At 57.2% G+C, this 22,429-nt stretch carries 19 protein-coding genes; 6 read left to right on the top strand and 13 right to left on the bottom strand.

Going from position 1 to position 22,429, the window contains the following annotated elements:
• Nucleotides 1–231: 231 nt before the first annotated feature.
• The 5 genes from LC059_RS06130 to LC059_RS06110 all read right to left on the bottom strand — a co-directional run bounded on the left by LC059_RS06130 (nucleotide 232) and on the right by LC059_RS06110 (nucleotide 4,482).
• Nucleotides 232–807, bottom strand: coding sequence for a hypothetical protein (locus LC059_RS06130; protein WP_226702927.1), 576 nt, complete (start codon nucleotides 805–807; stop codon nucleotides 232–234).
• A 59-nt stretch (nucleotides 808–866) separates the two neighbouring features.
• Nucleotides 867–1,517 carry an OmpA family protein gene (locus LC059_RS06125; RefSeq protein WP_226702926.1) on the bottom strand — a complete coding sequence of 217 codons (651 nt, stop codon included), beginning with the start codon at nucleotides 1,515–1,517 and terminating at the stop codon, nucleotides 867–869.
• Nucleotides 1,518–2,138: 621 nt separating this feature from the next.
• The gene (locus LC059_RS06120; protein ID WP_226702925.1) at nucleotides 2,139–2,369 is read right to left on the bottom strand and encodes a SlyX family protein; all 231 of its coding nucleotides are present in this window, start codon (nucleotides 2,367–2,369) and stop codon (nucleotides 2,139–2,141) included.
• A gap of 17 nt (nucleotides 2,370–2,386) precedes the next feature.
• Nucleotides 2,387–3,532: a serine hydrolase domain-containing protein gene (locus LC059_RS06115; RefSeq protein WP_226702924.1), complete on the bottom strand. Its 1,146-nt coding sequence runs from the start codon at nucleotides 3,530–3,532 to the stop codon at nucleotides 2,387–2,389.
• Between the two features lie 116 nt (nucleotides 3,533–3,648).
• Nucleotides 3,649–4,482, bottom strand: a complete 834-nt coding sequence (locus LC059_RS06110) for an ion transporter (protein ID WP_226702923.1) — start codon at nucleotides 4,480–4,482, stop codon at nucleotides 3,649–3,651.
• Between the two features lie 167 nt (nucleotides 4,483–4,649).
• On the opposite strand from LC059_RS06110, the gene yciH reads away from it, so the two are divergent.
• Complete coding sequence (yciH, locus tag LC059_RS06105) at nucleotides 4,650–4,973, top strand: stress response translation initiation inhibitor YciH (protein ID WP_226702922.1); 324 nt, start codon at nucleotides 4,650–4,652, stop codon at nucleotides 4,971–4,973.
• Nucleotides 4,974–5,026: 53 nt separating this feature from the next.
• On the opposite strand, the gene LC059_RS06100 is transcribed toward yciH, so the two are convergent.
• Nucleotides 5,027–7,645, bottom strand: coding sequence for a hypothetical protein (locus LC059_RS06100; RefSeq protein WP_226702921.1), 2,619 nt, complete (start codon nucleotides 7,643–7,645; stop codon nucleotides 5,027–5,029).
• A gap of 327 nt (nucleotides 7,646–7,972) precedes the next feature.
• A complete protein-coding gene (locus LC059_RS06095; RefSeq protein ID WP_226702920.1) occupies nucleotides 7,973–8,647 on the bottom strand; it encodes a TetR/AcrR family transcriptional regulator in 675 nt (224 codons plus the stop codon).
• Nucleotides 8,648–8,778: 131 nt separating this feature from the next.
• On the opposite strand from LC059_RS06095, the gene LC059_RS06090 reads away from it, so the two are divergent.
• From LC059_RS06090 to LC059_RS06080, 3 genes are read left to right on the top strand one after another with little or no spacing between them, the layout of a single operon-like run.
• Nucleotides 8,779–10,386, top strand: coding sequence for an acyl-CoA carboxylase subunit beta (locus tag LC059_RS06090; protein ID WP_226702919.1), 1,608 nt, complete (start codon nucleotides 8,779–8,781; stop codon nucleotides 10,384–10,386).
• Between the two features lie 18 nt (nucleotides 10,387–10,404).
• On the top strand, nucleotides 10,405–11,571 hold the full coding sequence (locus LC059_RS06085) for an acyl-CoA dehydrogenase family protein (RefSeq protein ID WP_226702918.1): 1,167 nt from the start codon (nucleotides 10,405–10,407) through the stop codon (nucleotides 11,569–11,571).
• Nucleotides 11,572–11,617: 46 nt separating this feature from the next.
• Nucleotides 11,618–13,645 (top strand): biotin carboxylase N-terminal domain-containing protein, encoded by a 2,028-nt coding sequence (locus LC059_RS06080; protein ID WP_226702917.1) that lies wholly within the window; start codon nucleotides 11,618–11,620, stop codon nucleotides 13,643–13,645.
• 44 nt (nucleotides 13,646–13,689) lie between these two features.
• On the opposite strand, the gene LC059_RS06075 is transcribed toward LC059_RS06080, so the two are convergent.
• Together LC059_RS06075 and LC059_RS06070 are read right to left on the bottom strand one after the other, a co-directional pair.
• Entirely contained in the window at nucleotides 13,690–15,186 is a 1,497-nt protein-coding gene (locus LC059_RS06075; protein WP_226702916.1) for an alanine/glycine:cation symporter family protein, read from the bottom strand.
• Nucleotides 15,187–15,312: 126 nt separating this feature from the next.
• Nucleotides 15,313–16,215 (bottom strand): 3-keto-5-aminohexanoate cleavage protein, encoded by a 903-nt coding sequence (locus LC059_RS06070; RefSeq protein ID WP_226702915.1) that lies wholly within the window; start codon nucleotides 16,213–16,215, stop codon nucleotides 15,313–15,315.
• Nucleotides 16,216–16,472: 257 nt separating this feature from the next.
• Here LC059_RS06070 and LC059_RS06065 point away from each other — a divergent pair, with 257 nt between their 5' ends.
• The gene (locus LC059_RS06065) at nucleotides 16,473–18,455 is read left to right on the top strand and encodes a S9 family peptidase (protein ID WP_226702914.1); all 1,983 of its coding nucleotides are present in this window, start codon (nucleotides 16,473–16,475) and stop codon (nucleotides 18,453–18,455) included.
• Nucleotides 18,455–18,970 carry a transcription elongation factor GreB gene (gene greB, locus LC059_RS06060; protein ID WP_226702913.1) on the top strand — a complete coding sequence of 172 codons (516 nt, stop codon included), beginning with the start codon at nucleotides 18,455–18,457 and terminating at the stop codon, nucleotides 18,968–18,970. The genes LC059_RS06065 and greB overlap by 1 nt, the downstream gene beginning before the upstream one ends.
• Before the next feature lie 57 nt (nucleotides 18,971–19,027).
• Here the strand turns inward: greB and LC059_RS06055 are convergent, their stop codons facing one another.
• From LC059_RS06055 to LC059_RS06040, 4 genes are all read right to left on the bottom strand, one after another.
• Nucleotides 19,028–19,585 carry a hypothetical protein gene (locus LC059_RS06055; protein WP_226702912.1) on the bottom strand — a complete coding sequence of 186 codons (558 nt, stop codon included), beginning with the start codon at nucleotides 19,583–19,585 and terminating at the stop codon, nucleotides 19,028–19,030.
• Nucleotides 19,586–19,686: 101 nt separating this feature from the next.
• Complete coding sequence (locus tag LC059_RS06050) at nucleotides 19,687–21,108, bottom strand: DcaP family trimeric outer membrane transporter (RefSeq protein WP_226702911.1); 1,422 nt, start codon at nucleotides 21,106–21,108, stop codon at nucleotides 19,687–19,689.
• Between the two features lie 141 nt (nucleotides 21,109–21,249).
• Nucleotides 21,250–21,600, bottom strand: a complete 351-nt coding sequence (locus tag LC059_RS06045; RefSeq protein WP_226702910.1) for an AzlD domain-containing protein — start codon at nucleotides 21,598–21,600, stop codon at nucleotides 21,250–21,252.
• Nucleotides 21,590–22,339, bottom strand: coding sequence for an AzlC family ABC transporter permease (locus LC059_RS06040; RefSeq protein WP_226702909.1), 750 nt, complete (start codon nucleotides 22,337–22,339; stop codon nucleotides 21,590–21,592). The genes LC059_RS06045 and LC059_RS06040 overlap by 11 nt, the downstream gene beginning before the upstream one ends.
• Between the last annotated feature and the right edge of the window lie 90 nt (nucleotides 22,340–22,429).

Here is a 22,429-nt window from a genome sequence, read left to right as displayed (position 1 = left end):
TACCGGATGACGCTACTCCCTACCTCGCAGAAACCGCACTCGCGAAGAAGTCGGCGCCAATACTGATAAGAATAATCTTCAATTGGCACACTTCAAGGAACATTGTTCCAGCAATCTAGTCTTTATGATTGTAAAAAACTCAGGAGATATTCAGTGGAGGTCTAAGTGGAAGAGCGGCGACAAGACTTACGCCCCGCTGTAGCAGGCCCCCTTTAGCCCTGCTGGCGCTCCTTAGCCCTGATAATAGCTATCGAGCTGCACCAATAGACTCGCCGCAGCGGAATCCTCGACGGCAGCCTCACAGCTCGACAGTTGCAACCGCCCCTGCGTATCCGTTTCTGCAAAAATCAGATACTGGCGACCGCGCACGAGCTTGCGATCGCAATCATCCAGGGTCAGGCGAAAAGCAATCAAATTACTCGGCTCGCCCTTCCAAACTTTCTGCGCGACACCGGAATAGACATAGCCGAGGATGGCCACCATTCCGGGTTCCGACAGCGCATTGTCGATCATGCGGTGTACGCCGGTGATTTTTACCCGGGCTACTAGTTCAGAGCTTTGGATACGACCAACTATTGCATCGTCCATGACATCGCCCGTTGTGAGCGGCTGCCCCTGGACTTTCGTCGCGCCGGAATCATCAGGTGAAGTCACACGGCCGCTTTCAATTGCAGCGGATGATTCATTTTCTTTCTGCTCGGCGTGCAACGACACAAACGGGGAAAAGAAGAAGGTAGAAAGAAGAAAAAAAGGCACAGCGGATCTGATAAGGCCCGCCCCGGGTTTGTGAAAAGACATCCCTGCCATAACCACCCCTATCATTATTGTGGCAATAAAAAAGGGCGCCGAAGCGCCCTCTTATCTTGCTACTGAAGCGGCAGCAATTCCAGCTCTACACGACGGTTGGCCTGGCGACCGGCGTCGGAGTCATTGCTTGCAATCGGGTAGCGTTCACCGTAGCCAACAGCCTGTACGCGGCCGGCGGCAACACCGCGGGTAGTGAAGAATCCGGCGACGGACTCGGCACGGCGCTCACTCAGGTTCTGGTTGGTAACATCAGAACCCGTGCTGTCGGTGTGGCCACTGACACGGATCGCGGTTTTGTCGAACTCGTTGAGTACCAGCACGACCGAATCCAGGGTGTCATAGAAATCGTTACGGATCTCGTAGCGGTTAGTAGCAAAGGTAATATTGCCCGGCATGATCAGGCGAATATTGTCACCTTCACGCTGGACACGCACACCCGTGCCTTCCAGACGCTGGCGCAGGGCCATTTCCTGGCGATCCATGTAGTAGCCAATACCGCCACCGATGGCAGCGCCTCCCACTGCGCCGGTGATGGCACCTTTCTTACGATCGCTCTTGCTGGCAGTTGCCGCGCCAATAATGGCCCCGGCTACCGCACCGGCACCAGCACCTTTGGCGGCGTTACTGGTTTTACTTTCCTGGGTGTAAGGATCCAGGGTGGTACAACCCACCAGTGAACCAAGGGCAAGAATTGCTACCCATTTCTTCATTTAAGCATCTCCTAACGCTTTTAATAATCACGGGGAAAATCGGCGATTGCGTGCAGTATGGCTTTCAGTAGCTGACTGAAAGCTGAACCGAATCCGCCATGGGCACGAAGACTATGCGCAAAGTCTCCGGAGGTCTACCGACGATTTCCCAAAATTGACGTGATAGACACTCTCGGTCCGCTATCTGTTCCCAGTGACAGTCGACAGAGCAACGCCTATTCCACCCATTAGCCCCAGCGAGCTATTTACCCCGGTGGTGGAACGCAAAATACTCTTCACCGGTTCGGAATCGTGTGCCCGCGTGTAATTCACTCGTCCACAATATCTGTGGATAACTATGTGCATGATTCAACAAAAGGGCACGCCAAGCCGCACAGACCCTTGCCCCCAGCAATTTGGGCAATTTTTCGCCCGGCACTATTTACTCTTTTAAATCAATAAGTTACGAGAAGATTCAACTTTCGCGTACCAACTGACGGTCACTGCGCCAATACCCACAGGCGCATCTACCGCATGTGGAAAAAACTTGTCAAGGGGTGGCGAGAAGGGAAGAATCAAAAACCCGGGAAATTCAAGAAATCGACGTGGAAAAACACGCCGAACCTGCCGACACTAAATCAATTAGTAATGAGGCGGTTTTTCATCACCGGGCTTGAGCCCTTTCTGAACTTCAAACGACAGATCCTGATACTTTTCTGTGACTTCCTTGAGCCGTGCTACCAAAGCGCGAATCTGGGCATCCTGCGATGTGATCACGTCATTCAATTGCGCCAGGGTGTCCTCCTGGAAAGCCAGGCGGGTTTCCAATTCGTCAATCCGCGCCACCAATTGCTGATGATCTTCTGTACTCATGGTATACCTCCGCCCACTCACAACAGGCTGTACAGGCAATTCTTCAGACCAACAGCGCGCTGATCCATAAACAGGCTCTGCCCCATCCGGGATGTGACATAGCCGAAACCCAACTCAGACTTTGGGTCGGCAAAGCCGATACTGCCACCGGCACCGGGATGACCAAAGCCAGCCTCGCTGCCAAAATGCAGGTCTTCTGCGGTCGAGGACTTGAGGAATCCACACGCAAACGCAACCTCCGCCTGCAGTATGGCGTCCTGGCCGCGGCTCTGCTCTGCCGTCGCCTCTCCAAGTATCGACGCCGGCAGCAATTGGGGATCGTCACAGGCGAGGTCGCCGTATATCGCAGCGAGATCTCGCGCACTGAAATGGCCATTGGCAGCGGGAATCAACGCGCCCCGCCACTGGTCACCATTGGTACCCATCATCAGGGTAACCGGGTTGGTGAACGCGGTAGCCACTGGGCCCTGCCGATCTTCTTTGATGGAGCGACCGATGGCATTGTTACGCAGCTCCGGCAACGGCTTTTTCAAAGGGCCTACATCGGCGAGTTCAGAGGATCGATGCCCTACCCCACCGAAACCGCCATCGAGCCCGAGGGGGTCGGCAACATTACGACGGTAAAGTGACATCAGCGGCTCGCCGCTGGCTTTTTCGATTAGCCCGCCGAGTGTCCAGCCATAGAGGAAAGGCGAGTAGCCCTGTTGAGTGCCCGGCGCCCACCATGGTTCGGTAGCCGCCACTTTCTCAAGCGCACCCTCCCAATCGTAGATCAGCTCGTCGGCCACCCGCTCACGAAACGCAATAACTCCAGAGCGGTGGCACAATAGCTGCCGGCCGGTAATGGACGACTTGCCGGCCGCGGCAAACTCCGGCCAGTAGTGGGCAACCGGAAGGTCCAGGTCAAGATTTCCCGCAGCAACCTGCTGTAGCGCAATCAGTGCGAGCACGCCTTTGGAGGACGAAAACACATTGACGAGGGTATCTTCTTCAAATGGTCGCTCGCCGTGGCGATCCGCACTCCCGGCCCACAGGGAGGCGATCTCTTCTCCCTGGTGCACGGCGCAAAACGATGCGCCCAGGTCGCCATAATCGCGAAAATTGCTGGCAAAGGCATCGTAGAGGGCTTCAAAGCCCGGGACGCAGTATCCCTGAATATCCATTGGGGTCGGCTACCGGTATCTGTGGAGTTATGGGAGATCCCCCCGGCCTGAGCGGAGGGTTGAACGGGGCGCAAGGATAGCCGATAAGCTACGGGGCTGTTAAGGCGGTAAACGGATCAATCTTCCGTTACCGGCTCGAAATCTTCCAGCTTGTAACCGCAGTGTTTGCAGTACTCGGAATCGGCATCGTGCCCGGCCCGACCGCAATTGTGGCAGCGTGCCAGCTGCTTCTCGCGGCCCAGCTCGTGGGCCAGCTCCGCGGTGACAATACCGGTGGGAACGGCAATGATTGAGTAGCCGATCAGCATGGTCATGGAGGCAATAGTCTGCCCCAGGGGTGTGTGCGGCGTGATATCCCCGAATCCCACGGTGGTAATGGTAACGATGGTCCAGTAAATGCTCTTGGGAATACTGGTGAAGCCGTGCCTGGGGCCCTCCACAATAAACATGACACTGCCAAAAATGATACAGATCACCAGCACACTGGCATAGAAGACCAGGATTCGCCGGCGCGCCTGCCACAGGGAGCGAACCAGAAGATTGGCGTCGCTCAGGTAACGCACCAGTTTGAGGATACGGAAGATGCGCAGAACCCGTAGAAGACGGATGACCATCAGGTAGGTGGCGCCGGTAAAGATCAGTGCCAGGTAACTGGGAAGAATCGCCAGCAGATCGACAACCCCGTAAAAGCTGAAAATATAGGAACGGCGATCCTTGGCACAGTAAATCCGCGTGAGGTACTCCACGGTAAACAGGGCAGTGAAGAACCACTCCAGGGCAAAGAAGACATCCCCGTAGCGCACCCACCAGCTTTCCACCGAGGCCAGCAGCACCAGCCCCACACTGACCAAAATGGTCCAGATCAAGACCACGTCAAAATACTTGCCGGCCGGAGTGTCGGTGCCAAAAATTACTTCATTTAGCCACTTGCGGGCGCCTGTCAGAGGCATTCAGTCCTGTCCTTACGATGAATGATCACGGGTATGCCGGAGAAACACTCGCTATTCTAGCCGACAAAGGGCGATTTCCTTCAACCCCATGGAATTGCCCCGCAGCGATCGGCTATCCTTGCGCTGCATTCGCCCTCCCCAACCTGGCAGCACAGCAAAGTATCAGCATGAGCGACAAAAACAGACTTGTATATTCCACAGACCGCGGACGCATCAAGGAGTCACCGGCACAGGAAAAGCGCCATCAGGGCGACGGCATTGTCCGAATCCAGCGAGAGACCAAGGGTCGCAAGGGCAAAGGAGTCACTTGCGTAAGAGGTGTGGAAGGCACCGACAGCGAACTGAAGTTACTACTGGCAGAATTGAAGAAACGCTGCGGTTGCGGCGGCGCCCTGAAAGATGGCGTTATCGAAATTCAGGGCGACAAGCGAAATGAGATTAAAGCGGTCCTGGAAGGTAAAGACTACAAGGTAAAACTGGCCGGAGGCTAAGGCGTCGCCTCCAGGCCAGTGGCGTAAGTTTGACGCCAGTGCTTTCTTTCCGGTTACAGGGCACCGACAAGCCGCAGAGGTTTGACCTTTTGACGCGACTCCTCCTCTAGGCAAACGGCGAGCAACTTGGCCAGCGCGCCCTGGTAGTCCTCGTACACGGCTGCGCTGGCATTTTTGCAGCGCAATTCCAGCCCCTGCAGAACCCCTATCAGGTCCCCCGCCTTGCTGGATGACGGAATTTCCACCTCTCCCGCGCCATAGGCTTCCAGCTTTTCCATGGTTCCCTGTGACAGCAGCCCCGACTGCACTTTTGCTCCTTCGTACACCGCATGGATCTGCCGCACCGCTAATTGGGCGTATTTCTGGGTCACTGCTGATGGGAGTTCCACCGACGGCAATCGTTCAATCATCTCACACAGTAGGTCACCGCAACCGTCAAGGGTACCGAGGGGCTCACGCAAGGTTTCGAAGCGTTTGAGCTGCTGAAGTGCATTAGTCGCTGCACTGTGATCGGTAGCGGCCATGGATTCCAGGGCGCGCTGTGTGCGCTGGAAGAACATACTGTGCAACTGCTGTCGTTGCTGCATGCACTCCTCCACTCGCACCCGGATATCCTTGCGCGAAGCCTCCGCGTCAGATGGCGTAGTGCCGCAGAGATCATAACTGCGCGGATCTACACGCACACCGGCACGCACCAGTGCGGCCCCCAACTGCACCCGGGTTCCCCGTAACTGCAACTGAGCCAGGCGCTGCTCAAGCTCCTGTAGTTCGATCAATCGGCTGCGTATCCAGTCGATACATTCCTGCAAACCAAGCGCCTCGAGTTCCGCATTTCCTGTCCCTTGCAAAGGGAGTAAGCCTCTCGGTACGGCTCGGTTGAAATACATCGACAGAACGCGCTGGGCCTCTTCTGATTCTTTACTGGCGGTAAGCAGCAACTGGTTTTCTACCGGGCGGCAACTTTCATCCGCGCCCGCGCGGCTCGCTTTGGCACAGAGATCGTCGAAGTCACCAAACAATTTTTGAACAGAAAACTCTGTCCGCTGAAGTACTGCGGGCAGCGAACGGTCCTCCACCGCCGCCACACGGTCGTGCCCGGCGGGCTCCAGCGGGCTCCAGCAATCGGTATCTTCGGACATCGCCAGCTCGATACTGGCTCGGGTGGGCTCGTCGAGATTCTGAAAAAGCCAGCGTATTCCCTGCGGTACATTAGCGAGCCGGCGCCCGGTCAACTGGGCTTCACGATTGATCTCTCCGCACACCAAATCGGCATGCACCAACTGATTCCAGCGCTCCGCAAACTGTGCAAACCTGTCGCTACCAATCATCAACGCTGCCGCTGCATCGGCGCGAGCCTCCAGCCGTCGGGCGAGAGATCCGCTAGTCGTACGATGCAACCCCTGTAAACGCTCCACCACCGGCACCAACGCCTGACCACACGCGGAAAGTATTTTGTGCAGCGGTTTCAAAAGTTGCTCCACGCGAGACACCGATACGGCGCCTGAACTGAACAGGGTTCTCTCCGCTTCCAGTGCTTCCTGCATCGACTGCAGGTTTTGCGCGGTGGTCACGGAACAATAGCTCGCCGCGCGCACGAGAGGCCCCTGCTGATAGGACAGCGCACGAGCGATCAGTGCCAATAGTTCACCGCCATTCAAAGAGGCGATGGCCCCGAGGCCCACTGACAGGGTGCACTGACCATCCGGAGCGCGGACGACCACAACATCCGCCCCCTGATTCACCTCAACCAGAGTACCCCTGGCCTGGCTGGTTGCAGCCAGCGTTTTTGGCCCGGCCAGCTTCGCCGCAATACTGAGCCCGGTTTTTGCCTCCAGTACTTCAAGCAGCAGGAACAGGCCCGGCGCTTCGGGTTTGCGCAAGCGGATACCAGCATCGTTCGAACTTGCTCTGGCTCTCGAGGCAGTGAAATAAGGGTATAAAAACAGTGCTGCCAGGAAAGACACCAGCAACAGTTTTACTGCCGCACCAGTTACCGCGGCGGCAACGCTAGCGGTTCCCGCGAGAATGGACGCCGGCACCGCCCAGAGAGTCAGACCGGCATACACCAGACAAAGGCACAGTAGTCCGATAAATAGTGCCGGTACCACCAGTGCGCCAATTAGCCCGGTGATCAATGCCAGGCGATCGCTAGCGGATTCAAAGCGAGCAGAAGGATCCGGATGAAACAGTGCCTCCAACTGCGTGCGGGCAGTCGAAGTCGCCTTTTCCGCAGCAGCCACCGAGCGAGATGTGTCTCCACTTCTCTGCGCCGCTTTTGGATTTTTCTTCTCGGAAACAGCAACATCTATCGCCGGCTTTTTGGTTGCCGGCTGCTGCTTTGCGGGAACATCGGGCTTTGAGGTAGATGATGGCGCTTGCGCGGCAGTGTTTGAACTCTTTTCGCTGTTTCCCACCGCCCCGGATATCTCACTGGTCGAGATGGATTTTCCGGCATCTTTGCGCGCCTTACGCTTCTGGGCAAACTGCATGCGCGCGAGGATCGCGCGATTATCGAACTTGCCCGCGGGATGGACCTCGATTTTCAGCCCCATCTGATGTAGTTGCGTCCGATATTGTACAACCTGCCCGGACGATAGCTCGTCCTTGATTACCCACCCTTTCAAGAAAAGTCGGCGGGCCTGCTGCGCACTGATGGAAAAAGCATCAGACATTTTTGCCAGAACTTCTTCCGGGTTCCTGGATCGCAATACTTTACCCGCGGATACAATCTGAAATTTTTGCTGCACCGACATGACTCTCCCCAAGCCCCCAAATTTAAACGCTCTTCAAGCCCCATATAACCCAATGCTCCTGGGCTTCAGTAATGATGGCCCGAGGCTTGTCGGCAGTTCTATGACTGCCGTCTGATGAGAGAGTAAAAGATTCCAGTGCAGCTGATTGCGTACTGGTTCTCAGGGAATCTGTATGAGGTGAAAGTGGTACGGGTTTACCAACTAACATCACAGCGGTGAAGCGAACAGCGTCTCATTTGAAGCGCGTCAGCCTTCTTGCCACACCATAAGCAGAGCCTGATCGGCCAGTGCATTAAGGGTCAGACCACGACCGCGGGGCTTGAACCAGGTGTGGCTGTGGGCCAGCGCGCCCAACAGCAATTTGCGCGCAAGCTGCGCATCGGCAATGCCAGCCCCTCTTGGGCGGTTGTTCAGGACGGAGATCCAGATGGATTCATAGCTCTCCCGCTCCGTGAGCACCAGGCGTTGATTATCGGCGGACAAGCTCCGCCATTCGCTGACCAGGATCGGGAAGCCCGGTACCGCCAGACCGTGGATCGCTTCCAGCTCACAGCGGATGCAGGCCCGCACACGCTCCCGGGGATCCTCCTCTGCGGAAACCGCAGCCGCCATCCGCGCCCGGGCAACCCGGGTCACCTCCAGCATAACTTGGCAAAGGATCTCTTCCTTGCTCCTGAAGTGGTGAAAAATACTTCCGGAAAGAATGCCCACGTCCGCGGCAATATCCCGCACCGTCGTGCGGGCGTAGCCCTTGTCCTGAAACAGCTGCGCCGCCGCATTCAGCAGGCGGCCTCTTGGACTTTTCGGATCACTGACTTCACCCGTGGCCACAAGAGTCGAGAGTTCCCTGTCACGGCCGCCGGGCCCCTTCTTTGCCCCGTGGCTTTTTGCACCATCACTCAATGAAATTTTGTCTCCCACATCACCTCCAGCCCCGCAAAGCTTATGTCCCGCATGCCCTGGCGTGCATTCAGCCACCAGGGATATTCCGCTGTTGATAACCAAGCGCTTGCTTGGTAGCGTTAGGGCATTATTTGCGGAGGCTGCCTTCTATGCAACCCATCACGCCACAGGTCACGAGTGACAGCGAGGACTTCAAGCACAATTCAGAGGCAATGCTGGCTGCCCTGTCGCAATACCGCAGCGCAGAGAAGCGAGTCGTCGACGCGGAGAATGCGAAAGCGGCACGCTACCACGAGCGCGGGCTGTTGCTGCCCAGAGAGCGGCTGAGCCTTCTACTGGATCCCGGTGCTCCGTTTATCGAACTGTGCGCCATGGCTGGCTACCGTATGTACGACGACCGGGATGGCACCGGTGCCGGCGGCGGTGCCATTTGCGGTATCGGCGTCATCAGTGGCCGCCGCTGCGTAGTGCGCATCGACAACTATGCGGTAAAAGGTGGCACCATCTCACCCGCCGGCATGGAGAAAGCGCTTCGCATTCAGCAGGTTGCCCACGAAAACCACTTGCCCCTTGTTACGCTCGCCCAGAGTGGCGGCGCCAATCTGATGTATGCCAATGAGACCTTCGCTCCCGGCGGGCGCGGCTTTGCCAATCAGGCACGGCTGTCTGCGGCGGGTATTCCCCAGGTCACGGTGGTGCACGGCAACGCGACCGCCGGCGGAGCCTATCAGCCCGGGCTTTCCGACTACGTGATTCTGGTGCGCAACCAATCCGGTATGTTCCTGGCCGGGCCACCACTGCTTAAGGCCGCCACCGGGGAAATTGCCAGCGAGGAAGAGCTGGGCGGCGCCGAAATGCATAGCTCGATTGCCGGCACCGGCGACTATCTGGCAGAAGATGACCGCGATGGCATTCGTATCGCCCGCGAAGTCATCGCCGCCCTGCCCGGTCAGGCGCCGGCGCTGCCGCCGAGAAACTGGGAAGAACCCCAGCATTCACCCGAAGACTTGATAGGCGTGGTACCCGCTGACAGCCGCACCCCCTATCTGGTGGACGAAATCATCGTGCGAATTGCCGATGGATCCGCAGCGCTGCCGTTCAAGCCAGAGTACGACCAGCAGACCTACTGCGGGCACATCCGCATCCAGGGGCATGTAGTAGGCGTTATCGGTAATAACGGCCCAATTACCCCCAAAGGCGCCAACAAGGCCGCACAATTTATCCAGCTTTGCGAACAAAGCGGCACGCCGCTTCTGTTTCTCCACAACACGACGGGCTTTATGGTCGGCACAGAGGTCGAACGCGAAGGCATCATCAAGCACGGATCCAAGATGATCCAGGCGGTTGCCAATGCGCGCGTACCCAAGTTGAGTATCGTCGTTGGCGGCTCCTACGGCGCCGGCAACTACGCCATGTGCGGGCGCGGTTTCGACCCCCGCTTTATCTTTGCCTGGCCCAATGCGCGCACCGCGGTTATGGGCGCAGCACAGGCAGGAAAAGTCATGCGTATCGTGAGTGAACAGAAGATGCAGCGCAGCGGCGCGGTGGACAATGCAGCCCTGGATAAACTGGAAAGCGACACCGCAGCGTTCATGGAGGCCGGTTCAGACGCCCTATCGTGCACTGCGCGCCTGTGGGATGACGGCATAATCGATCCGCGGGATACGCGCACACTGCTCGGACTGCTTCTGGACATTTGTCGCGAAGCAGAAGTCGCGACACTGCGAGAAAACAGCTTTGGCGTTGCCAGGTTTTAAATTACAGGAAACCGCACAATGATCATCACCGACCAACACCGGGAACTACAGCGCACCGTTCAGCAGTTTGTGCAGCAGGAACTGAACCCGCATGTCGATGAATGGGAGTCGGCTGGCAGCTTCCCGATTCGCGACGTATTCAAGCGCCTCGGCACGCTCGGCCTGCTCGGCATCAGCAAGCCGGAGCACTGCGGTGGACTGGGACTGGACTTCAGTTTTGAAGCGGTCTTTCTCGAATCCCTTGGCGCTGCGCACTGTGGCGGAGTTCCGCTGTCGATCTCTGTACAGACCTCCATGGCCACGCCGGCACTGGCCAAATTTGCGCACCGGGATCTACAGGACGAATTTCTGGCCCCCGCCGTATGCGGTGAAGCAATAGCGTCAATTGCGGTTTCGGAGCCGGGCGCAGGCTCAGACGTTTCGGCAATTACTACCACAGCCACCTCGGATGGGGATGATTACCTGATCAATGGCAGCAAAATGTGGATCACCAACGCGCCACAAGCGGATTTCTTCTGCACCCTGGTCAACACTGGTGGTGACAAGACCCACAGCAACAAATCCCTTGTCATCATTCCTGCGAATCTCCCGGGTGTCACTGTCGGTGAAAAGCTGCACAAGCTCGGGATGCGCGCTTCAGAAACCGCACCGGTTTACTTTGACAATGTGCGGATCCCAAAGCGCTTTCGAATTGGCGATGAAGGCAGTGGATTCCTGTTGCAGATGCTGCAGTTTCAGGAAGAACGGCTGGCCGGCGCTGCACTGACGCTGATGGGGCTCGAAACCTGCGTCACCTCAACCATCGATTACGTTCGCGAGCGTGAGGCCTTCGGCGCGCCCCTACTGAACAACCAGACCGTGCACTTCGCGCTCGCGGAAATGCAGACCGAGGTCGAATGCCTGCGGGCGCTTACCTACCGCGCAATATCCGCCTACGTAAACGGCGAAGACGTCACCACCCTCGCCTCCATGGCAAAGCTCAAGTCCGGTCGCCTTACCCGCAGCATCCCCGATCAATGCCTGCAATTCTGGGGTGGCATGGGATATATGGAAGAGACCACTATCAACCGTGCTTTTCGCGATTTACGCCTTACCTCGATTGGGGGCGGTGCCGATGAAGTCATGCTGGGGATTATCTGCAAGTTGATGGGCATTCTGCCCTCGCGCAAGAAAAGCAATAGCTGAGCGAGCATCGACGCACAACCGCTAATCAGGCAGAGGGAACCACGCAATGCCCACACTATTAATTGCCAATCGCGGAGAAATTGCCCTGCGCATCATGCGCACCGCAAAGCAGCACGGCTATATCACGCTGGCAATTTTCAGCGATGCGGACCGAGATGCCCCCCACGTTGCCGCCGCAGACATAGCGCTTCCGATTGGCGGCTCCACTCCGCAGGAATCCTACCTCGATATCGACAAGATCATTGCCGCAGCACATCGTGGTGGCGCCGACTGCGTACACCCCGGATATGGATTCCTGTCAGAAAATGCCCGGTTCGCACGCGCTTGTGAGCAAGCCGGACTTACGTTTATCGGGCCTTCTGCAGACGTCATCGAACTGATGGGCAACAAACGCCGAGCCAAGCAGTTTGCGATGACCGCAGGTCTGCCGTGCATACCGGGATTCGCGGGCAGTGACGACGATGCCGAATTGCGCCTCCGGGCAGACGAAATCGGATACCCAGTAATGCTCAAGGCCGCTGCCGGTGGCGGTGGGCGCGGCATGCGGATCGCGGAATCTGCACAGGTATTCGACAGCCAACTCAAGTCTGCCAGAGCGGAATCCCTTGCCGCCTTTGGCAGCGACGAGATAATTCTTGAAAAAGTTCTGAATCATGCCCGCCATATTGAGATACAGGTATTTGCAGACCAATACGGTAACTGTATCCATCTGGGAGAACGTGATTGCTCGGTGCAGCGCCGACATCAGAAAGTGGTTGAAGAAGCGCCCTCCCCCGCCGTTACCCCCGCACTGCGAAAGAAAATGGGAGAGGCCGCGGTCGCTCTGGCGAAAGCCTGCCACTACACCGGTGCCGGCACCGTCGAATTCTTGCTGGATTCAGCAGAAAACTTCTACTTTCTGGAGATGAATACCCGTCTGCAGGTGGAACACGGTGTAACAGAACTGATTACCGGGACTGATCTTGTAGCGTGGCAGCTGGCTGTATCGCGGGGGGACATGCTTCCCCTCACCCAGTCAGAAGTGGCACTTCACGGTCACGCCATTGAAGTACGCCTGTATGCGGAAGATCCAGACCGCGAATTCCTGCCGCAAAGTGGAACCATCCATGCCTGGGAACCAATAGATAACACAAGCAACAAGCTGCCAAACACTACAGGCAGTATCCGGTTTGATCACGCATTGAAGACTGGACTGGAGGTCTCCCCCTATTACGATCCCATGCTGGGCAAATTAATGGCATGGGGAGAAAGCCGCGGCGAGGCGCGCAACCGCCTTGCCAGTGCGCTGGCGGAGTTGCCCCTGATAGGCCCTCGCACCAATCGATTTTTCCTGCAACATATTCTCGAGGATTCAACCTTCGCTGCGGGCGCCGCACACACGGGTTACCTCACCGACCAGTTTTCACCGCGTCCGCTACTGGCATCCATCGCTCAGACTGCTATGGCGCTCGCTGCCGCACTGCTCCACCACTTGTCACTTTCACCATACGATGTCCGTACCGGGCGCGCCAACTGGCACAGCAATGGTTTCACTGCCCCCAGGCAATACCGGATTTCGGACAGCGAGAAAATTGCATTACTTTCCATGACCGCGTCGAGCAACAGCAGCTATCAAGTTATTTTCGAGTCTGGAGAAAAAGAACAGATAGAACTCCCCTGTCACCCATTAAACCCAATAGCCGCACAACCTCACCCCGTCTGGATCAATGGGCGGCAACGGCTTGTTCAATGGTCTCTCGCGGGCAAAAAGCTCACCCTGATCTACTCTGGACAACAGTGGGAGCTCAGCGACCAGACCTATGCACCGGCCGAGGTATCGGAAGTTAGCGGAAGCGGTGACATCCGCGCACCAATGCAGGGGAACCTGACGCAAGTTTGCGTTGAAGTGGGCGCGCGGGTCAAATGCGGAGACCTGGTCGCCACCATGGAGGCGATGAAAATGGAGCACAACCTGAAAGCAGACTGCGATGGCACCGTGCGCGACATCGCAGCAAGAGCCGGCGACCAGGTAAGAAGCGGCCAAACACTGATCCGGATTGAAAGTGCCCAAGAAATGGCAACAATCAACCCGTAACTTGGCAGAACTTGGTCAGGCATCTCACTCGGAAAATCGGCGGCTCACTTGTGCTCCCCAGGTATATGTGGGCCACCGCCCCAAACATCCATTTCGACACCGGGAATATTGTGCTTGCGTGCATCGAATACCGGTTCTTTGATACCACGATCCCGCTGAGACTCGTAGTCCGCGAAGACTTTAATCGCGACGCCAGACAGCAACAGGATTGCCAGTAGGTTGGCAGTGGCCATAAAGCCCATGGACATATCGGCCATATTCCATAACAACTGGAAATTATCCGAGCTGCCGCTCCAGGCTACCCAGGCGCCGAACAGAATGAATACGATATACAGGAATCGATAACAGAAAATCGACAGGCGCGTGTGCCAAAGGTAGAAAATATTAGTTTCCGCGTAATAGTAGTTAGCGATAATCGACGTAAAGGCAAAGAAGATGAGTGCCAGCGCAATGAAACTATTGCCCCACGCACCCACTTCGCTGGCGAGGGCGGCCTGGGTCAAAGTGACACCTTCGACCATCCCCCCCAGTTCCACATTGCTCAACAGAATAATGGAGGCCGTTGCACTACAGATCATCATGGTATCCAGGAACACAGATGCCATCTGTACATAGCCCTGCACCACTGGATGCTTCACATCCGCCGCTGCGCCCACATTGGGCGACGAACCCATGCCCGCCTCATTGGAGAAGAGTCCGCGCTTGATGCCATTCGCCACTACCGCGCCGAAGGCGCCGGCGCCGGCTTCCTGCATGCCAAATGCATTACTGAAAATCAGGGAAAATATTTCAGGAACACGCGAGATATTTGACACGATCACCACAATGGCAATGCCGATATAGATCAGCGCCATGACAGGGACCACAACGCCGGCGAATTTACCGATAGATTTGATACCGCCGAAAACAATCAGCGAAGCCAGTATTGCGATCACCACACCGACTAATAAGGGGTTTATTCCCCAGGCCGCATGTATCGCCTCGGACATGGCATTCGCCTGTACCGCGTTAAAAAAGAACCCAAAGCAGATAATAAGAAAAACGGAAAATACGATCGACAACCACTTCCAGTGTCGGCCCAACCCTTTGTCGATATAGTAGGCGGGGCCACCGCGAAAGGTGCCATGGGTCTCACCCTGCTCTTTGAACAACTGCGCCAGGGTATTCTCGATAAAACTCGTCGCCATACCGAGCATGGCAACCACCCACATCCAGAATATTGCGCCTGGGCCGCCGGCTGTTATCGCCACCGCCACCCCGGCAATATTGCCCGTACCCACACGGGCCGCCGCACTGGTGGCAAATGCCTGGAAGGAGGACACAGAGTCGTCGTGCTCTTTGCGAAAACTGTGGCCCATCACACGCAACATATGGCCGAAGGCACGAAACTGTACAAAGCGTGTACGCACGGTGAAATAAAGGCCGGCAGGCAGTAGCGCGGCTATCAGGATACCTAGCCACCAGATACCGCCAAGGCCACCCCAGGTAAGGCTGTTACCCCAGCCCACCAGCGCGCCCAGACCATCCAAGAACCCCTGCATACCACTCTCCACCGCTATGACCCGGTTCCGGAGTATTCCGAAAATGTCTAAACCGGTTGGCGCCGAATAACGCAATCAGATTAAGACTAGCAGTTGCAGGGAACAGCGTTGCGTATCAATGAAGGGCTAGAGAAAAATTTGCCGGGCTCTCTCGGGAGACACCACGGTTCGACCGGCCTGTTGCGCAACCTGCACCAGCGCCTCGATCAGTTCACCGTTACCGCTGGCACGCTGCCCGCCGGGCAGATAAAAGGTATCTTCCATACCGGTGCGCAGATGCCCCCCGAGCTCCGCGGTCTTGCGGTGCACCGGCCAGATTTCCTCGCGACCGATTAAGGTGCTTTGCCACAGGGCGCCCTCTTTCATATAGCGGGGCAAAATAGACAACAGCTCGCTATCCGCCGGCATTCCGGAGGCAACCCCCATCACCAGGTTGTAATTCGGTCGCTCCACCAGCCCGACATCGGCAAACATCCCTACAGAGCGCACTATACCAACGTCAAAGCACTCAAACTCCGGGCGTACCCCCTCTTCCCGACATACATTGAGCAGTTCCTCAATCTTGTCCACGGTGTTCTCAAACAGCATGGGAGGCCAGGCCCACTGGCCGCTGGAGCGGGCCTTGAGATAGTTAAGGCTGCCTGCATTACAGGCGGCAATTTCCGGCTTACCCGCGCGCAGGCAGTCGAGCGCGCCCTGCTGATCGCGGCCAATGGTACCGGTGGTGAAATTCAGAATGACACCGGGGCAGGCATCGCGAATCGCCTCTGCAATAGCTTGCGCGACCAGCGGATCCCAGCTCGGCAAGTGCCCCTTGCCGGCGCCCTGCGCGCGAAAATGGATGTGCATAACCGAAGCACCGGCATCAAACGCCTCTCTCGCGGAAGCGGCCATTTGTTCCGGGGTCACTGGCACCGGGTGCTGCGCGGGATTGGTTAGAACACCGGTCAGGGCACAGGTAATCACGACTTCATCCGGCGACATTGGTGGTGATATGGGTGGTGATATGTCGGGCGACGACTGGGACATTGTGGTTCTCCCGGCAGCGGCAAGTGTGAACGGCTACTTTGAGTAGGCGCAGCTGTGCGTATATCCGTCGCGCACACGAAGCGCACAAACAGAACTACCGTCTCGCCACGCCACAGCCGACCAAGCACTTGCTTGGTTATTGTGGTTTTCCCGAGCGTATCACAATCGGAAATAGTGAGACAGCGCCACTTGCCGCTCCGGTATGCCGGCGTACAATGCCTCGCAATGAGTTTATTCAGCACGATAGGAGATCAAGTTTGTCCACCAGCGATCATAAAACCGGCACGACACCAGATCAGGCTCGGAAAGAGGCCCCTTATGGAAGCTGGCCGTCGGAGATCAATGCAGAACTGCTTACCGCTGGCAACGTGCGCCTGAGCGAAGCGCGCCAATTTGATGGCAAAGTTTACTGGCTGGAATCGCGCCCCGCGGAAAAAGGCCGCTCGGCATTGGTGGAATATGATGCGCAGTCCGGCCGGCGCGACCTGCTGCCGGCCCCTCTCAGTGTGCGCTCCAAAGCCCACGAATACGGTGGCGGGGTTTACACGGTTGGCAATGGGCAAGTGTTCTTTGTACTCGCGGCCGACCAGCGTATTTACCGCATGCCACTGGACGGCGAAGTGCCTGAACCCATAACCCCGGAAGGGCCCTACCACTACGCGGACTTACAGCTCGATCTCCGGCGCAACCGCCTGCTGTGCGTTCAGGAAGACAAAAGCGACGAGACCCGTGAAGCCGTAGCCCGGCTGGTTGCCATCGACCTGGCAGCGGCGGAAAGCAATGGCGAAATTACGGTACTCGCGGAAGGCGCGGATTTTTATTCCAACCCGGCGCTGAGTCCCGACGGACTCGAACTTAGCTACCTGCAGTGGAATCACCCGGACATGCCGTGGGATGCCACAGAGCTGATGCTCGCCGAGCTGGACGAGAAAGGGGCAATTGCCAAAGCGCGCCAGATTGCTGGCGGTAAAAACGAGTCGGTATTCCAGCCCCAGTGGTCGCCTTGCGGGGAATTGTTTTACGTTTCCGACCGCAGCAACTGGTGGAACATCTACCGCGCGGGCAGTGAATCACCGCTGTGGGAATGCGCCGCGGAATTTGCCACGCCCCAGTGGGTATTTGGCATGTCCACTTATGGATTCCTGAACCCGCAGACCATATTTTGTACCTATACCCAGGACGGTATCTGGAAGCTGGCACTGATCGACCTGCAAAACGGACAGGTAAAGGCCCTGCAACACCCCGGCTGTGACTTTGAGAGCATTAACTGTGCGCAAAACCGTGCGGTATTTATTGCCAGCGGCTCTACCGACTTTCCCAGCGTTTCACTCTACGATGGCGACAGCGACGCTTTCTCCGTGATTGCCAGCAGCAGCGCTGCCCCGGTTGAGCCGAGCTGGTTTTCCCGCGCCCAGCCGATTGCGTACCAAAAAGACGGGCGCGAGGTATACGGTTTCTATTACCCGCCCTGCAACCCCGAATTCACCGCGCCTGCAGAAGAAAAGCCACCGCTGATCGTATTTGGCCACGGCGGCCCCACCGGCGCCACCTCCGCCGGCCTGAACCTGAAAGTGCAGTACTGGACCAGCCGGGGCTTCGCCATCCTCGATGTAAACTATTCCGGGAGTACCGGGTATGGCCGCGAATACCGCGACCGATTAAAAGACACCTGGGGTGTTCTGGATGTAGAGGATGTTTGTGCCGGGGCCGAATACCTGGTGCAACAGGGCCTCGCGGACCCGGACCGCCTGTTGATCAAGGGTGGCAGTGCCGGTGGATACACCGTGCTTGCCGCACTCACCTTTCACAATACGTTTTCCGCGGGCGCCAGTCATTACGGCATTGGCGACCTCACCACCCTCGCCCAGGACACCCACAAATTTGAGTCGCGCTACCTCGACAAACTGGTCGGCCCCTGGCCACGCGCGGAGGCTACTTATCGCGAGCGCTCCCCGATCAATCACATTGAGCAACTCGGCTGCCCTGTGATTTTTTTCCAGGGCATGGAAGACAAGGTAGTCCCCCCCAATCAGGCGGAGACCATGGTAAACGCGCTGCGCGAGCGCGGGGTTCCGGTTTCCTACATTACCTTCGAGGAAGAAGGCCACGGCTTCCGCGCCGCCAGTAGTATCAAAATGGCCCTGGACGGTGAGCTGGAGTTTTATAGCCGCATTTTCAATTTCCCACTGCCGGTCGCCGGCCCCGGTATTCATATCGACAACCTGGATGGGAAACGCTAATGGGGCGCTGGAGACCGCCGCGGCCCAGAGGTTCGCGCTATATCACCCCCGAGGGTGCGGCGCGTATGCGCGCCGAGGTCAAGCAGCTGTGGGAGGTCGAGCGCCCGCGGGTGACTCAGGCCGTGAGTGACGCGGCCAAGCTCGGCGACCGCAGCGAGAATGCGGACTACATCTACGGCAAGAAACGACTGCGAGAGATCGACAGCCGGGTACGTTTCCTCACCAAACGGCTGGAAGAAATTACCGTAGTGGATCGCATCCCGGATGATCGGGAGAAAGTCTTTTTCGGTGCCTGGGTAACGCTGGAAGATGATGAAGGGAAGACCGTACGGTACCGCATCGTTGGACCGGACGAATTCAATGTGAAAGAGGGGTTGATCTCGATGGATTCACCGGTTGCGCGCGCCCTGCTCGGCAAGCGCCTGGACGACGAAGTGGAAGTGCAGCAGATGGAACAGTGGGTGACCTATTACATCTGCGAAATCGACTACCCGCAAGCCTCACCTGACGTGTAAGGCCCGCCAGCGGGCGATGACGGCTAGTACCTAGCAAGAACCATCGATACCCAGCGCCTACAAAATTCCGGAGCGAATAAGTTCGTCCGTTACCGCTTCGGCAAAATGCTGCACATCCTCTTCTTGCGGAATAATCAGGCTCGTGCCCGTGACACTGCGCACATAGGTATCCGCGGTCATGGTCCAGACTCGATCCCCCGTAAGGACGCTGAACAATTTGACTTCCGCCCGGGCAACCTGGGCAGCGGGATATTCCCGCTCAACCTGTTTGACCTGCAGAACGTTTACAACCAGCACCGATGTGTAACCCGCGGAGGTCACTACCGGCACAATTTGCGTCCGCCCCGGCCCGTGCACGCCCGGCACAATCAAATGCCAGGCTTCTGCCGATACGCCCTCGTCTTGCAACTGGCGCACAAGAATGCGCTCTACCATATCGCTTACAGCCGGGGTGCGGGTAAGCACAATCACCATGGTACGGCCCATTGAATAACTGCCACTGCCGGGCGCACTCCACACGTCATTCACGTGGGTGCCGGTACCGGAGCAGGCAGTCAATACCAGGATGCCGGCAAGCAGCACAGCCCGGTAACGCCCAAGATAGATTCCAATCATTCCGACCATCCCCACCGTCTCTGACACTCTCTCCATCCACCGAGGCTTATCATCGCTGGCCAGGAGCCGATTCTGCCTATGCTTCACCATAATCGGCTCCTCTAAAAGCTCAGGCGGCTGGTGAATTGAAAACGTGTGACGGATCCCCTGGCGCCATCCTTGTCTTCACGCGAGCCGTGCAGCACCTCGAAACCAAACAGCCAGTTCGGGAATGGTGTCCAGACCAGGTTGGCGCTGCTGTATTTTGCGTGCCGGTAGGCGTCAGGCGGCTGAATCTCGCGGTTATTCGCTTTCAGCTCTCCATAGCTCACCACAGAATAGAAGTCCGGGCTCCACCAGTGCTGAAAACCGAGCCAGCCGCCATTGACGGGGATGTCATACAGTCTGTCCCCGGCAAAATCGTAAATGGCATCCGTCGGCGCATCATTCAATAGCCCGCCGATCCCGTCTCCACTCACATAGGAGAATGTCAGGAAGTCCTGCCTATTCGACCAGGGCATATTTAATCTTCCCGCGATATTCCCACCCCAAGCGTCCTCGCTCACCACAAAATCATCGTTGACACTGGCCCTGAGATCGCGACGAACCACCGCGCCCTGAATACGCACCATATCGGTTTCCCAAGCAAGGGCCATGATGCCATCCGGCCATTCCGACGCCGCATCTGCATCGGTAAAGGTCCGGCTATTGGGTGCCTCGAAAGCCAACTTCAATTTGAGGCAACGCCTCAATTCTCGTGTCCAGCGAAGCATGGCGCGTCGAGTGGCGACTCCCGCCGGGGGCCCCTCAAAATCCAGGGTATTGGGAAATGACGGCAGATAGGTCATGGTCGACCAGGTTTGGCCGAGCAACAGGTCGCCACCCAGGAGAATATCGCTTACGGAACCGTAGGCCTCACGCAGTCGCGGGTCGGGACTGGTGGAAGAGAAGTCGCCGAAAAAGTCGATCGAAATGAATGTCTTCAGCTGATGGGTGCTTACCGGCGTACGTGTTTCCACTGCCAATCGCGAGACTTGCACCGAGAAATTCGTTAAGCCGTCTGATCCCTCAGGCGGTGTACCGCCGTCGGTTGCGATTGCAGCGGTAACAAAGGCACTCGGTGTGCCGATGGCGTTGTTATCGTGCGTTACATCAAGCTCGACAAAGCCACTGATTTTGAAACGTGTCTTGCTGCCGTACACATCAAATGAACCGGGCCAATCGACCTTCGCCGCCTTGGATTCCCTCTCCAGCAGTATTTTTAATTCGGTTTGTTCAGAGGGAGTCAGTTCAACGGTAGTGGCCGAGGGGGCAATGGGCGTGCGTCGCTCCTGCAGAGCTTCCACTTGCCGCCGCAGCTGCTGCTGCGCGCGTTTTTGATCGGCGATCTCGCGTTCCTGCTCATCCAGACGGCGCTGCTGCACCTCGATCACTTCGAGCAGTTCTCCCGCCTCGTCATTATCGGTTTGGGCATAGGAGGACGAGACCGCCAGCACCGCACTGGCAACGAGAGGGCCAACTAACAGAAGGGGGAGGACTCGCACTTCATTTCACCATTAGATGATACAACCCCAGGATTGACACACGGCGGGGCCGTACACCTGGGGATTTTTCTCTTAAGTGAAGTTAGTTAGTAAATTGCCACCTGCGGGTTTATAGATGTCAAAATCTGTAAATCCCTGACATCAGATGCCGGCGGCATTCGCCAGTAACAAGACGCCGCCATAGACCGCCACACCGAAAAATACCGGCCAGCCCAGCGAACGCGTGCGCCACCAAACCAGATAAGTGGCGAGGGTTCCGACGGCAGTGGAAAGGCAGGTGGCGGTATTGATCGAGGAAGGCACCAGTGACACACCAAACATTGCCGCAATCATCAGTGGCCCGAGCACGGTGAGCCAGGAGGGCATCGCATCCAGAGTATTACTGGCCTGCTTGCGGATCAGGTGGCGCCGCATCCATAACAATGGCAGAGCGCGCATCAGGAAGGTGCCGAGTGCCGTTACCAGTAGTGCAAACCACAGTTCACTGCCCATTGCGCACCTCCCCTGCCCGCTGCACTTTTTCTGTAGCCAGAGCGCTGATGCCGTAATAGACCAGAGCACCGCAGACTGCCGCTATGGGAATGGCCGCGTTCTTGAAGCCGAACACCGCCAGCAGCAAAGCAATGACAATTGTCACACCCAGAGTAACCGCCCAAAGTCGGGCTGCAAAGCGCGGCGCCAGCAACACCAGGAACAGGGCCGGCAGCGCAAACGGCATGACCTCCCCGAGCAGTGGTGAGCGCTGTGTCAATTCCTGGCCCGCAACGGCGCCAACCACCGTGCCACCAATCCAGCTAAACCACGCCACCACCGACAAACCGATAAACCAAGCCTTGCGTTGACTCTCCGCAAGCTGCGGCAACCGCACATGGGACAAGGCAAACGTCTGGTCCGTAAGCCCGTGCATCAGCCAGGGCCACCAGCGACTTGCCGTCAGCCAGGGCGCAATGTTCGGCCCGTACACCACATGGCGCGCATTGATTAGCAGGGTCATCAATACCACAAACCAGAGTGGCGCCCCAGCGGCCACCATGGCGACAAACAGGAACTGCGACGCACCTGCATAGACCAGGGTGGAAATGAGCACTGCCTCCCAGCCAGTAAAGCCGGATTGCACGGCGATAACGCCGAAGGAAATCGCCACCGGGATATATCCACCCAATAGGGGAATGGCCTCGCGCGCCCCCATCAACCATGGGCGATCAACTGTAGAGGCAATCTGTGAACTCAACTATCTGGTCCTTTTCGTCTAACTGACGAATCGAAGCGAAAACAAAAAGTACAAAGCCCCAGCAACCGCTTTTGGCTGCTGGGGCTCGTG

The organism is Microbulbifer elongatus (assembly GCF_020524885.1).
Classification (GTDB): Bacteria; Pseudomonadota; Gammaproteobacteria; order Pseudomonadales; family Cellvibrionaceae; genus Microbulbifer; species Microbulbifer elongatus_A.
Note: the sequence above shows the minus strand (reverse complement) of the source record. Positions and strands in the feature narration are given on the sequence as shown.